Here is a 14146-nt window from a genome sequence, read left to right as displayed (position 1 = left end):
GAGTGACATTGAGCAAAATCATGACGTCCTGCTCAATGCCCTCAATTTATTCCTCGAGCATACGGGACACGATTTCACGGCAGTCGCGCGACAAGTGCGTGGCGTCTGCAACTCGTTTCAGAGCCGACTTCGCGCGGCTTTTGCGCTTCGGCTCAAGCGAGCGGAAGCTGCGGAATGCCCCCAGCATGCGCGCCGCCACCTGCGGATTGAGGGGATCGATCGTCAGAACCTTTTCAGCGAGAAAATCATATCCCGCGCCGTCGGCCCTGTTGAATTGCAGCGGATTGGCCATCACGAAGGCTCCGATCAAGGCCCTCACTTTGTTCGGGGTCGTAATCTTGAACAGGGGATGTGCGCAGAGGGCTTTCACCTCGTCGAGTGTTTCGGCGCGCGGCGACTGTGCCTGAGCCGAGAACCACATGTCGATCACGAGATGATCGTCTTTCCAGCGCTCGAAGAAATCCTGAATGACGCTGTCGCGCGCCGGTGCATCCACGCCTGCTATGAGGACGAGCGCTTGCGCTGCGTCCGTCATGTTTGAGGATTTGCGATAATGGGCTTCGAGGCGAGCGTAATCCTCGTCCGTGGCACGCGTCGTCATGAGCGTCAGCGCGGCGTTTCTCAGCGCCCGCCGTCCGGCGCTCTTGGCGTCGGGTGAAAATTTCCGCCCGTTCGACGTGCGCGCGTAAACCTCGCCGAGGGTATCGGCGAGCTTTTCGGCAACCGCGCGGCTGAACGCACGATGCGCTTCGAAGATCGCCGCATAATCGACGCGAACGGCTTTGTCGCGCGATACGTCGGCGACGGAGGGCAGCTTCAGAAGCTCGGCCTTGTAAGCATCGTCGAGGTCTGGATCGCGAAGCGCGTGATCGAGTGCCGCCGCGAACTTCGACGCCTTGGACGTGACCAGCGTCTTTGGCCTTTTGGCATCGAGCAACGTCAGGATGCTGCGCGATGCATACTTGTTACTCGCCTGCCAGCGATTGAAGAGATCGCCGTCGTGATGCATCGTGAATGCGAGATCATCGTCCGACAGCGCAATCGTGACGTTGACCGGCGCGGAAAAATTCCGGAGCAGCGACGGCACGGGCCGCGAGGTGACGTTGCCGAAACGAAACGTGCTGGTGCGCTCGGTGACGGCGAGAACGCCGGGGCGGATTTGGTCGCCCGCCTCGACGGTAATATCCATTTCGTTGCCGTTTTCGCCGAGGAGCGCAATCGCAAGAGGGATGAACTGCGGCTGCTTCTTTGCCTTGCCGGGCGTGGGTTTCAGCGTTTGATGGACGGTCAACTCGGCCGACTTCTTGCGCCGGTCGAACGTCAGATCGCAGACAAGCTCCGGCGTGCCGCTCTGCGTGTACCAGCGCATGAACTGCGTAAAGTCGAGGCCGCTTGCGTCTGCAAAGCACGCGATGAAATCCTCGATGGTTACGGCTTGCCCGTCGTGACGCTCGAAATAGAGATCCATTCCTGAGCGGAATTTCTCGCGCCCGAGAATCGTCTCGAGCATGCGGACGACTTCCGCGCCCTTTTCGTAGACGGTTGAGGTGTAGAAATTGTTGATCTCGATGTAGCTGTCCGGCCGCACGGGATGGGAGAGCGGGCCTTGATCTTCAGGGAATTGCAGGGCGCGCAGCTGCCGGACGTCGATAATGCGTTGCACGGTTCGGCTGCGGCTTTCGGCTGAGAATTCCTGATCGCGATAGACGGTCAGCCCTTCCTTGAGACAGAGCTGGAACCAGTCGCGGCAGGTGATGCGATTGCCCGTCCAGTTGTGAAAATATTCGTGCGCGACGACGCTTTCGATCGACTCGTAGGTTGCGTCCGTCGCCGTTTCCGCCGACGCGAGGATCAGGCGGTCGTTGAAGATATTGAGCCCCTTGTTCTCCATCGCGCCCATGTTGAAATCGGACACGGCGACGATGTTGAAGACGTCGAGATCGTATTCACGGCCGAAACGCGTTTCGTCCCATCGCATCGACCGCTTGAGCGAATCCATGGCCCAATGCGCGCGCGCTTCCTTGCCATGCTCGACGTAGATGCCGAGATCGACCTCGCGGCCTGATTGCGTCGTGAACATCGAAGGCAGCAGCGCAAGGTCACCGCCGACGATCGCGAAAAGATAAGACGGCTTCGGATGCGGATCGTGCCACACAGCATAGTGACGTTTGCGTCCGGGGAGCGTGCCCTTTGCAATCGGATTGCCGTTGGCGAGCAGAATGGGGGCGGTCGCGAGGTCAGCTTCGAGACGCACGGTGTAGCGGGCGAGAACGTCGGGCCGGTCGAGGAAATAAGTGATGCGGCGGAAGCCTTGGGCCTCACATTGCGAACAATAGATGCCACGCGAAAGATATATCCCCTGGAGCGCGGTATTCTTCTCGGGATTGACGATCGTTGTCACTTCAAGCGTGAAAGGGTCCTTCGGCGGAGATGCGATCGTCAAGCCGGTTTCGCTGATCGCATATGCGGGGCGCCTGAGCTTCTTGCCGTTGAGCGAAAGGCTTTCAAGCTCCAACAGTTCGCCGTCCAGATTCAGCGGTATTTTACCGGTGGCCTTCGACTGTGGATTGCGGCGGATCGACAGCTTCGAGACGACGCGCGTCTTTGCGGGATCGAGCGCGATGTCGAGATCCACCGTATCGATCAAGTATTCGGGTGTGCGATAATCGGCGAGAAGAACGGGCTTTGGGTGTTCTGATTTCATGGGCGTCCCGGCGCCGGCAATTGCTTCGGATCGAGTTCGCCGGACGATCGGGCCGAACATATCCAATCGGCAATCGAATGGCTATCCCGGCCACTCAGCCGAGGCGACGCCGGAACTCATCGTATCCGAACGATCGGATGACGGCGCATGAGTTGTCTTCGTTCAATACGGCAAGATCAGGCAAAGGCACGCCGTTGAACGTGTTATTCTTGACGAAGGAATATTGCATCATGTCCGTGAACACGAGGCGATCACCCGGCTTCAGAGGCCGGTCGAAAGAATATTCGCCGATGATGTCGCCGGTCATGCACGTCTTGCCGCCGAGAATGTACGTGTGCGGTTTTTCTCCGGGTGCGCCGGCGCCGACGATCGACGGCGTATAGGGCACTTCGAGCACGTCCGGCATGTGCGTTGACGCCGAGGCGTCGAGGATCGCGATGTCCTTGTCATTGTGATGAAGATCGAGCACGGTCGCGACCAGATACCCGGCATCGACGACGTGGCCTGCTCCGGGCTCCAGAATGACGTCGACGTTGAACTCGCGCCGGAATGCGTTGATCGCCGCGATCAGCTTATGAATGTCGTATCCAGGCTTGTTGATGAAATGTCCGCCGCCGAAGTTCACAGCTTCGACGCGACGGATATAATCCGGAAACTCGCGGGCGACGTGCTCGATGAGGCCCACGGATCCCGCATCGCCCGATTCGCAAAGCGAATGTGCGTGCAGGATGCCGACGTGCTCCCACGGGACGCGGTCGAGCATGTCGCGCGTCGCGCCGAACCGCGAATAGGGCGCGCAAGGATCGTAGAGCGCCCCGCCGAGCGTCGCGTTGGAATAGCCCGGATTGATGCGGATGCCGATGTTGAGGTTCGGATGCGCCTTCAGAACCGAAAGGTTCTTTTCGATCTGCTCTGGCGAATTGAAATAGATGTGTTGCGCGAGCTTCGTCAGGCGTTCGACTTCGCCCGGTGCATAGGCGGGCGAATAGACGTGCACTTCCTTGCCGAACTCATCGTGACCGAGCTTCGCTTCGTACTCGCCGCTCGCCGTCGTGCCGTCGAGTACGTCGCGCATCGCCGGAAATGTAGCCGGAAGCGCGAATGCTTTCGTCGCGAGCAAAATCTTGCAGCCGGCTTCGCGCTTGATCTCGGCCGCGCGCGAGAGATTGCGCTTCAGTGCCGCCATATCGAGCACATACGAGGGCGTTGCAATCGTGCGCGCCCAATCAAACGACTGTGCCTGAAGCTTCGAGGTCTCTGCCAATCCTGCCACCAAATTCGAGGTTCGAGATCGCGCTAGAGCCTTTCCGCTTTTCGTTGAATCGCGGATCGGCTCTAGGTCTTTGTTGTATCGTGCTTCTTATCGGAAAACCGGTTCCCACTTTTCCGGAAGCACTCTAGTTCGTAACGCGGACGGGACCGGCGGTCGTGCCGGGCCATTTGTAGACGAACGTCAGGTATGCGAGCGCAAGATAGATCGCGCCGAATGCCAGCGCGCCAAGCGCCGCCGAGGCTTCGTAAAGGCTCAAGCCATGAAGCCAGGGAGGCCGGACATCGCCGAAGTTGTCGATGTCCGTTGCGCGCGTCGTCAATTTCGCCCAGGCGTGATCAGTTCCGATCAGGAGACCGTTCAAGCCCGCCGTCACCGCGCCCATGAATGCTAGGCCGCAAGAGAGCAACGCGAAGGCCAGAAGCCTAAGCGTCAGCGGCGCTTCGCGCAGAAACAGCCAGAGCCCGGCGATATAAGCCGAAATCATTCCGAAGCTGACGGACACGACCGAGATGACAAGCCCGGTCACGTCGTTGCGGACGCTAAGAATGTCGGCTTCGGTCATCAGGTCTCGACGGCAAACAGCTTCTTCTGATCGGACTTTTCGATCTCCTCCACGTGCCACGGCAAGCCCTGCTTGCCAAGCTCTTCGAGGAAGGGGACGGACGGCAACTGCTCGACGTTGAAGACGCCTTTGCCCTTCCATTCGCCGCGGAACATCATGATGGCGCCGACGACCGGCGGCACGCCGGTGGTGTACGAAACGGCCTGCGCGCCGACTTCCTTGTTGGTTTCGGCGTGGTCGCAGACGTTCCAGATCATATAGCGCTTTTTCTTGCCCTTCTTCTCGCCCTTGAGCACGACGCCGATCGACGTCTTGCCGGTGTAGTTCTCAGCGAGCGACGAGGGCTCGGGAAGCAGCGATTTCAGGAATTCCATCGGAATGACGGGATTGCCCTTGTACATCACGGGATCGATGCGCGTCATACCGACGTTTTCGAGCACTTCGAGGTGCTTGATGTAGTTGTCGGAGAACGTCATCCAGAAACGGATTTGCTCCAGACCCTTGATGTTCTCGACGAGGCTTTCCTCTTCCTCATGGTAGATGAGGTAGGACTTGACCGGTCCGACTTCCGGATAGTCGATCATCGTCGAAATCGACAGCGCGTCGATCTCGATCCATTCGCCATCCTTCCAATACTTGCCGCGCTGTGTCACCTCGCGGAGATTGATCTCCGGATTGAAGTTCGTCGCGAAGGCCTTGCCGTGGCTGCCGGCATTGCAGTCGATGATGTCGATGGTGTGAATCTCGTCATAAAGCTTCTCCTGCGCGTAGGCGCAGAAGATGTTCGTGACGCCCGGATCGAAGCCGCAGCCGAGCACGGCCATCAGACCCTTGGCCTTGAACTTGTCGTGATATGGCCATTGGTATTTGTAGGTGAACTTGGCTTCCTCGCGCGGCTCGTAGTTGGCCGTGTCCATGTAGTTGACGCCGGCTTCGAGGCAGGCATCCATGATCGGCAGATCCTGGTAGGGAAGCGCCATGTTGATGACGAGGTCAGGCTTGACCTTCTTCAGCAGTTCGACCGTCTCTGCGACATTGTCGGCGTCAACCTGCGAAATCTCGATCGGCGTCTCGCACTCAGCCTGAACCTTCTTGCAACTTTCGATGCGGCGCGAGGCGAGATGGATTTTCTTGAAAACGTCGCGGTTCATCGCGCATTTTTTTGCGACGACCGAACCTGCCGCGCCAGCCCCGATGATCAGTACGTTGTTCACTCGTCCGCTCCCAATTTTTGAACAGCCGCCGAGGCGGCACTTCAACATACGCCGTAGTTGCGCTGGGGCCGGGAGATAGGCCACGTCGCCGGGTATTTCAATACTAATTCAAAGGCGTTAGCCGCTCGGGCCGTGACTGAGCCGGGCTCCCGTCGGAGCGAATGCGAATTATGACAATGCAAACGCCTTTCGCCGTTCACTTCTTGGCGTCGATGGGGATAAAGCCATCCCGATTGGGCATCTGGATCTTCGGTAAAGAGAGTGCATCCATTTCATCGGTTTCAGCGATGATCTTGTTGGCCGCGAGAAGATAAGCCGTCAGCGCATAGAGTTCGTCGGACGATAGCGAGCCTGGCGCTGCCGGCGGCATCGCGCGCCGGAGAAAATCGAAGATCGTCGTTGCGTAGGGCCAGTAGGATCCGATGGCCTTGTTCGGGTGATCGGCCGTCGGAGGTCGCGGACCGCTGACGAGGTCGTCAGCGGTTGCGCCTTGGCCTTGGTCGCCGTGACAGCTTGCGCATTTCTGCATGTAGATCGCGCGGCCGTCTTTCGCCGTGCCGTGGCCGGGAGGCAGACCGCGCCCGTTCGGAAAAACCGTGATGTCCCATTTGGCGACCTCCGTCTTCGTCATCGGTGTTCCGAGGTGCGGTGATTGGGCGTTATTCTGGGCGTGCGCGGCGGTCGCGATGGCCATGCATGCAAGAAGCGCCAAAATGATCGTCGGCTTAGGCGTAGACATGGCTGACCGCACCGTCCTCGTCGACAGCCCAGCTTACGATGGCATTGTAGTGGAAATATCCGTCGCGGCCGCGCTCCTTGATAAGAACGTCGCGCTCCGGCTGCACGTAACCGGTTTCGTCGGTTGCCCTGCTCTTGAGAATGGCGGGCTCTCCGTTCCATTTCCAGGGCATCCGGAAACGTGTGAAGCAGCGTGTCATCACCGGCTCATCGAGAAGCGCGTCCGCCCACGACTTACCGGCATCCGCCGAGACCTCGACCTTGGCAATCTTGCCGCGCCCGCTCCAGGCGAGGCCGCGGATTTGGTAGACGTTCGGACCGTCCAGCGTTTGTCCCGGCGACGGCGACGTAATCAGCGACTTCGCATCCATCACGAACGTGAACATTCGCGCTTTGCCTGACGGAAGCAGCTCGGTGTACTTCGCCGTTTCGTCGCGTGTCATGGAAGGCTGGTCGGTGACGTGCAGGCGCCGAAGCCATTTGACGTTCGTAATGCCTTCCCAGCCCGGAACGATAAGACGGACAGGATAGCCATTCTCCGGCCGAAGGCGCTCGCCGTTTTGATAGAGCCCGACGATGGCATCATCCATCAGTTTCGACAGTGGCAGGCTGACGCTTAAAAGATTCGCATCGGCTCCTTCCGCGACAACCCATGACGCGTCTGCATCGACGCCCGCTTCATCGAGGAGAATGGAAAGCGGCACGCCCGTCCATTCCGAGCACGAGACGAGGCCATGAAACGATCCGACGGGGCGCTGGATCGGCTCCTCATGCCAGCCGGCGTTGCTGTTGCCGCCGCACTCAATGAATAAAAACTGCGAATGCATCGGATAGCGGAGCAGGTTTTCGACGGTGAACATCAACTCTTGACGCACGCGGCCGTGGATCACGAGGCGGTGCTGTTTCGGATCGATATCCGGTACGCCGTTGTGGTGGCGTTCGAAATGCAATCCGCTCGGCGTGACGATGCCCTCGAGATCTTCGAGCGGTGTCCAAGAAACTCCGTCGCCCGCAGGCTCGCGATTGCCGCCGATATTGCGCACGACGTATTTCTCGTATTTCGACGGCATTCCGTAGCCGGTGAACGGGCCACCTGTTCGGTGCAGCCAAGATGGATTGGCCAAGTCCTCATCATGCGCCGGTTTGCTGGTCTCACCCTGCGCGAGTTGGACGGGCGCCGCCGCCGCGATTGCAAAGAGAGCGCCGCGCCTAAGCAAAAGGCGGCGGTCTAAAAGACCACCGCCTGCAATTGGCGTCAGATCACTGTCTGAAAATTTACCGGCCATTTGCCGTGTGAACGAGAGTTAAGACTGGCTAGGCATCGATTTTCCGGAAAAGGCCATACCTTCTGAATCCTCAGCGCGCACGCTCATCACGTCGGACGGATTGCCGTGATAGGAAAAGCGGAAGTGCGGATTTTCGCTGATCGAAATTCCGCCCGTCATCGTGAACACGAGTTTATCGCCGGTCCGGACCTCCAGCTTGTCGACGAAATGCGCAGGCGTATAGAGCCCGGTCACCTGGTCCATCTGGAGGCCGGAATTGTTTGGATGCTTAATCATGATTTCGGCTTCCTGAAGCGCGGCAGCTTCGGGATCTTTGAATGCGGTTCTGATTTTCATCTTACCGAGAGACTTTGCGGCTTCCTCGGCATCCTTCGAGGCCGGAGCCGAGCATCCGCCCGACGCCTTCACGAAACGTGACGTCATATAAAGTTTGCCGTCGGTGGACTCGGCTATGGCGCGCACGTCGGAGTACTGATCGATGCGCACGCGCGTTGCGAGGATGCGATCGCCGGTTCCGGCTGCATCGCCGTAGCTGAACGTCGCGACAATGGGGGACGGATTTTTGTCGATGACCAACGTCAGCGATTTGACGTTCTTGGCAAACTCCGCCGGCAGACGAATGCTGATCGGCACGGTCGAGGCATCTTCCGCGCGGTAAGGCGCGTCGAGAGACACTTTGCCGGCGCCGTCGAGCACGTCACGGGCGCCAAAGGTGGCGCTTTTGATGCCATCCCATATGGCGGTCTCATCGTCTGCTCGAGAACTGGGCGGCGCCGCGAAAGCCAATGCCATGCCGAGGATTGCAAAAGCGGCCGATCGGATTACTGCGCTGCGCATGTTAGCCTCATTTTTCAAGGCAGATATCGCCAGGCAACTCGGCCGTTGGCGACTGCCAAATCTTCCCGAATGCTATACCAATATGATGCGCGGGTCATCCGTTACGCAAGATGCGCGGACGAAAACTTGAATTTATATGATTTTGCTATATTTCATGAGAATCAATACGTTGCGTGGCTTATTAAACAGTCGTCTGATTTCGGCGTGCTTTTGAAGATGGAAGGCGCGGTCCGGCGGCCAGTACGTTGCGCAGCATTCGGACGAGGCGAGAGGCCGGGCCTTTCTTGCCGCATTGGATGTTGATCCGCGCACCTTCGAAAAGCAGGAACACTTCGTCGGCCAGAAGCTCCGGGTCGCGATACCGCGCGGCCTTGAACAGCTTCACCAGGTTGGCCCGTTTGCGGCTTTTATAAGCTTCGATCACGGCCCGCGCGGGGTGCTCGGAGTCGAGTTCGACGGCCGCATTAGCGATGGCGCAGCCACGTTCGAGCTTGTTGGTCAGAACGTCTTCGACGTAATCGACCCAGGCATCAAGGCACTTTTCCGGGTTTCCGGAGTTCTCGGAGATAATGCGCTCCCAGACCTCATCGCCCTCGTCCGCGAGCCTTTGGATGTAGGCGACGATCAAATCGTCTTTTGATTTGAAATGCCTATAGAGTGTCATTTTGTTGGTAAGTGCGGTCTCGGCAATGCTGTCGACCCCGACCGGGTGCAGGCCATGGCGATAGAAAAGGTCGCGCGCGGCAATCATGATCCGCTCTCGGGGCGGCAAGGCTGCGAGTTCCGCAGAATAGCCTATGCGCGATCTGTTGACCTGGGATGTGTTCATGGCCTCTTGACGAAAATGTTACCGGTCGGTACCTACCCGTTACCGATCGGTAACGGGTATCACGACTCGTGCTTCCTTGTCATTTGGTTCTTTATTAGGGCGCGCCTCTCGGCCTCTGAGAGTTCGACTGTGGCGATGGCCATAAGCGCCCAACGTGTGAACGCATCCGGCGTTCCGGCGATGATGCGGCCACCGGCACAGTCAGAAAGACGGAGATACAAGCTGTTCAATCGATCCGCCTTCATCGCAATGTCGACGCTGCTGGTCGCTTTCGGACTTTCCGGATGCGGCGAGGAGAAGTCGAATGCGCAGACGGCCGCCGCTCCCCCCGCGCCGGTCGTGACGGTGGCCAAGCCCGTCAAAAAACTCGTGTCGGACTACGACGAGTATGTCGGCCGTTTCATCGCGGTCGATTTTGTCGAGGTGCGTGCGCGGGTCTCCGGCTATCTCGATAAGATTCATTTCACAGACGGCCAGATGGTGAAGGCGGGCGATCCGCTGTTCACGATCGATCGCCGTCCGTTCCAGGCTGCGCTCGACCAGTCGAAGGCCGCCATCGCGCAAGCTGAGGCTAACCTTGCGTTCGCCGACGCCGATTTGAAGCGTGGCGAAAATCTCGTTCGCGGCACGACGATCACGCAGCAGACGCTGGACCAGCGTGTGCAAACCAAGCGCGTCGCGGAGGCGAACGTGACCGCGCAAGAAGCGGCGACGCGTCAGGCTCAACTCGATCTCGACTTCACCGAACTTGCGGCTCCGGTTTCGGGCCGCATTGGCGATCGACGCGTTTCCACGGGTAATCTCGTGACGGGCGGCTCGACGGGTTCGACGACGCTTCTCGCGACGATCGTTTCCGTTGACCCCATCCGCTTCGAATTCACGATGGATGAGCAGTCCTATCTCCGCTATCTGCGAGCCGCATCGGGGACGCAGGCCAACAGCACCGATCGCGGCATGAAGCTGCCCGTGTCGCTGAAGCTCATCGATGAGCAGGATTTCAAGCGCAATGGCAAAATCGACTTCGTCGACAATGTCATCGACCGATCGTCAGGGACCATCCGTGGGCGTGCGGTATTTGCAAACGCCGATGGCAAGCTGACGCCAGGAATGTTCGGCCGCATCAGGATCACTGCGTCGCCGCCCGCCGAAGCTCTGCTGGTTCCCGACACCGCGATCGGCACCGAACAAGTGCGCAAGTACGTTCTGGCGGTCGGCAAAGATGACGTCGCAACGCCGAAGTACGTGACGCTCGGGCCCGTCGTCGACGGTCTTCGGGTCATCACCGCGGGCCTCGGTCCCGAGGACGTTGTCATCGTGAATGGGCTGATGCGCGTGCGCCCGGGCGTCAAGGTCGCTCCTCAACAGGCGACGGCCGAAGCAGCACCGAAGGACCCGACGGTCCGGACCAACTGAGCAGGCAGGGCGGATGCGCATCTCGCATTTCTTCATCGACCGGCCGATCTTCGCGGCCGTTGTCTCGATTGTGTTCATGATCCTGGGCGCGGTGTCGGTTACCCGGCTGCCGATCGCGCAGTATCCCGACATCGCTCCTCCCGTTGTCAATGTCACCGGCCAGTATCCCGGCGCCAGCGCCGAGGTCGTGGCGGCGACCGTCGCAACGCCGCTCGAACAGCAGATTAACGGCGTCGAGCACATGCTGTTCATTTCGTCGAACTCGACGAACGACGGACGCTTCTCGATCTCGGTCACATTCGACATCGGAACCAATCTCGATATCGCGCAGGTGCAGGTTCAGAACCGCGTAGCCATCGCGCAGCCGCGGCTGCCCGCCGACGTTCGCAATATCGGTGTGACGGTCGCGAAGGCGTCGCCGGACCTGATGATGGTCGTGCATCTGCTGTCGCCGGACAATTCGCGAGATACGCTGTTCATATCCAATTACGCCAACGTCAACGTGGTCGATACGCTGAGCCGTATTCAGGGCATCGGCTCGGTGACCGTGTTCGGTGGCCGCGATTATTCGATGCGCGTTTGGCTCGATCCGGATCGCCTGCAATCGCTGACGATGACGGCAAGCGATGTTGTGACGGCGCTTCAGGGGCAGAACGTGCAGGTCGCCGCCGGCATCCTCAATCAGCCGCCGATGAAAGATCCCGGCGCTTTTCAGATCACGGTGCAGACTCTCGGCCGCCTTGCGGATCCGCAGCAGTTCGGAGAGATCATCGTCAAGCGAAGCGGCGATGCCATCGTGCGGCTGAAGGACGTCGCGCGAGTCGAGCTTGCCGGTCTCGACTACGGCGTGAATTCCTATCTCGATAAAACAGCCGCCGTTGGTCTCGGAATCTTCCAGTTGCCAGGGTCGAACGCCATAGACACCGCGCAGAAGATCAAGGACGCGATGGAGGAAATCTCGCAGAATTTCCCGCCCGGCATCAAGTACGACATCATCTACAATCCGACCGATTATATCCAGCAGTCCGTGAACGCGGTCGTGGAAACGATCCTGGAAGCGATCGTCCTGGTCGTCCTCGTCGTCATTATCTTCCTGCAGACGTGGCGCGCAGCGATCATTCCGATCGTGGCCATTCCTGTTTCGCTCATCGGCACTTTTTTCATCATGGCGATGTTCGGCTTCTCGCTGAACAATTTGTCCTTGTTTGGTTTGGTGCTCGCGATCGGTATCGTCGTCGACGACGCGATCGTCGTGGTGGAGAACGTCGAGCGAAATATCGCCAATGGGCTCAGTCCGCGCGAAGCGTCTTATCGGACGATGGAGGAGGTCGGGACGGCGCTGGTTGCTATTGCTCTTGTGCTGACGGCCGTGTTCGTTCCGTCGGCTTTTATTACCGGCATTTCGGGCCAATTCTACCGGCAGTTTGCTCTGACCATTGCCGGTGCGACCGTCATTTCATTGATTGTTTCGCTGACGCTGTCTCCGGCTCTCTGTGCGCTGCTGCTGAAGCCTCATGCCGAGACGCACCGCACCAGTCTGATCATGTGGCCGGTGCACGCGTTCTTCAGGATGTTCAACTGGAGCTTTGATAAGCTTTCATTGGGATACGGCTGGTTCGTCAGCAAGATCGTCCGCTTCGCGCTCGTGATGCTTGTCGTTTATTTAGGCTTGATTGCATTCGGATTGAATGAGTTCCGTAAAACGCCGGTCGGTTTCATCCCCGATCAGGACGGCGGATATTTGATCACCGTCGTACAATTGCCGCCCGCGGCTTCCCTTGACCGGACGGATGCCGTTAACCGGCGCATTGTCGATCTCGCGTTGACGGTGCCGGGTGTCGCCCATGCCGTCAGCATTGTCGGCTTTTCGGGTGCGACGCGCGTCAATGCATCGAATGCCGGCGCGGTGTTCATCGTTCTGAAGCCATTCGAAGAACGCTCGCGCGACCCGGCACAATCGGCGAAAGGCATACAAGGTGCGCTGCTAGCAAAGTTTTCCGCGATTCAGGACGGCATGGTTCTCGTCGTCTCGCCGCCACCCGTTCGCGGTCTCGGCAGCGCGGGCGGCTTCCGGATGATGGTCGAGAATCGTTCCGGCGCAAATTCAAGCGTTCTGCAGGATGCCATCAACTCCATGATGGGCAAAGCTGCGCAGACTCCGGGCGTGGCGCAGGTTTTCTCTCTATTTGAAACGTCAACGCCGCAACTCTTTCTCGACATCGATCGCGTCAAGGCTGAGATGCTCGGCGTCAGTATTCCCGATGTGTTTGCCGCCCTGCAATCCTACCTCGGCTCGATCTATGTCAATGACTTCAATATCATCGGGCGAACGTACCGTGTGACCGCGCAGGCCGACGGCGCCTACCGCCTGACGAGCAAGGATGCGCTCAACATCAGGGTCCGGAATGCAAACGGTGATGCCGTTCCGCTTGGTTCGTTCACGACGATCAGCGACGTTTCGGGGCCGTCGCGCGTGCCGCGTTACAACCTTTATCCGGCTGCCGAACTCGACGGCTCGGCAGCGCCCGGATATTCGCAGGGGCAGGCGATCGACATCATGCAGAAGCTTGCGGCCGAAACGCTGCCGCCTGGCTTCAGCTATGAGTGGACTGATCTTGCGTTCCAGCAAATTCGCGCCGGCAACACGGCGGTGTTCGCGTTCGCGCTGGGCGTCGCATTCGTGTTCCTTGTTCTCGCGGCTCAGTTCGAAAGCCTCACTCTGCCGCTCGCCGTCATCCTGATCGTGCCGATGAGTCTGATCGCGTCGATCACGGGCGTCATCCTGCGCGGCATGGATAACAACATCCTGACGCAGGTCGGCTTCATCGTTCTTATCGGTCTTGCCGCGAAGAACGCGATTCTGATCGTCGAATTCGCCGAGCAGCTCGAAGCGCAGGGCCGCGACCGGTTCGCGGCTGCAACGGAAGCCGCGAAGCTCAGAATGCGACCGATCCTGATGACGTCGCTGGCGTTCATCCTGGGCGTCGTGCCGCTCGTTTGGGCGGTCGGAGCGGGTGCCGAGCTTCGCCAGGCGCTCGGAACCGCGGTCTTCTCCGGGATGATCGGCGTGACGGTGTTCGGCCTGATCTTTACGCCGGTGTTCTACGTCATCTGCCGTTGGCTTGCGGGGCTCGGCCGGCGCCGGCCGGCGGAACCGCAATTGCACCCCGCCGAATAGCACGACGACTCACGGCGACTCCGGCGAAGTTTTTGCCGGAGCCTGTCCTGCTGCGGCCGCGCAAGCTCCGCGCACGCTGGCCGAGTCATCACTGGTCCTCGACTGTGCCGAT

The 14146-nt window shown here is 59.3% G+C and carries 10 protein-coding genes; 2 read left to right on the top strand and 8 right to left on the bottom strand.

Translation table 11 applies throughout. The features are described 5' to 3' along the window. Nucleotides 1–46: 46 nt before the first annotated feature. The 8 genes from pepN to WC026_RS10625 form a co-directional block, all read right to left on the bottom strand. Nucleotides 47–2704, bottom strand: coding sequence for an aminopeptidase N (gene pepN, locus WC026_RS10660; RefSeq protein ID WP_372710916.1), 2658 nt, complete (start codon nt 2702–2704; stop codon nt 47–49). Between the two features lie 94 nt (nt 2705–2798). Beyond that, nucleotides 2799–3977: a carboxynorspermidine decarboxylase gene (gene nspC / locus WC026_RS10655; protein ID WP_372710915.1), complete on the bottom strand. Its 1179-nt coding sequence runs from the start codon at nt 3975–3977 to the stop codon at nt 2799–2801. 124 nt (nt 3978–4101) lie between these two features. Then, nucleotides 4102–4539, bottom strand: coding sequence for a hypothetical protein (locus tag WC026_RS10650; RefSeq protein WP_372710914.1), 438 nt, complete (start codon nt 4537–4539; stop codon nt 4102–4104). Beyond that, a complete protein-coding gene (locus WC026_RS10645) occupies nt 4539–5753 on the bottom strand; it encodes a saccharopine dehydrogenase family protein (RefSeq protein WP_372710913.1) in 1215 nt (404 codons plus the stop codon). Before WC026_RS10645 ends, WC026_RS10650 begins: the two co-directional genes overlap by 1 nt. 196 nt (nt 5754–5949) lie before the next feature. After that, complete coding sequence (locus tag WC026_RS10640) at nt 5950–6492, bottom strand: c-type cytochrome (protein WP_372710912.1); 543 nt, start codon at nt 6490–6492, stop codon at nt 5950–5952. Continuing rightward, nucleotides 6479–7777: a sulfite dehydrogenase gene (gene soxC, locus WC026_RS10635; RefSeq protein WP_372710911.1), complete on the bottom strand. Its 1299-nt coding sequence runs from the start codon at nt 7775–7777 to the stop codon at nt 6479–6481. Before soxC ends, WC026_RS10640 begins: the two co-directional genes overlap by 14 nt. Nucleotides 7778–7795: 18 nt before the next feature. Beyond that, nucleotides 7796–8614, bottom strand: coding sequence for a quinoprotein dehydrogenase-associated SoxYZ-like carrier (locus tag WC026_RS10630; RefSeq protein WP_372710909.1), 819 nt, complete (start codon nt 8612–8614; stop codon nt 7796–7798). A 181-nt stretch (nt 8615–8795) separates the two neighbouring features. Beyond that, nucleotides 8796–9443, bottom strand: coding sequence for a TetR/AcrR family transcriptional regulator (locus WC026_RS10625; RefSeq protein WP_372710908.1), 648 nt, complete (start codon nt 9441–9443; stop codon nt 8796–8798). A 135-nt stretch (nt 9444–9578) separates the two neighbouring features. Between WC026_RS10625 and WC026_RS10620 the strand changes: the two genes are divergently transcribed. Further along, nucleotides 9579–10856, top strand: a complete 1278-nt coding sequence (locus tag WC026_RS10620; protein WP_372710947.1) for an efflux RND transporter periplasmic adaptor subunit — start codon at nt 9579–9581, stop codon at nt 10854–10856. Between the two features lie 13 nt (nt 10857–10869). Then, nucleotides 10870–14034, top strand: coding sequence for an efflux RND transporter permease subunit (locus tag WC026_RS10615; RefSeq protein WP_372710907.1), 3165 nt, complete (start codon nt 10870–10872; stop codon nt 14032–14034). Nucleotides 14035–14146 lie beyond the last annotated feature (112 nt).

Source organism: Hyphomicrobium sp. (assembly GCF_041674905.1).
Classification (GTDB): Bacteria; Pseudomonadota; Alphaproteobacteria; order Rhizobiales; family Hyphomicrobiaceae; genus Hyphomicrobium_B.
The sequence above is the reverse complement of the archived record's forward strand: the minus strand, read 5'-3'. Positions and strand labels throughout refer to the sequence as shown.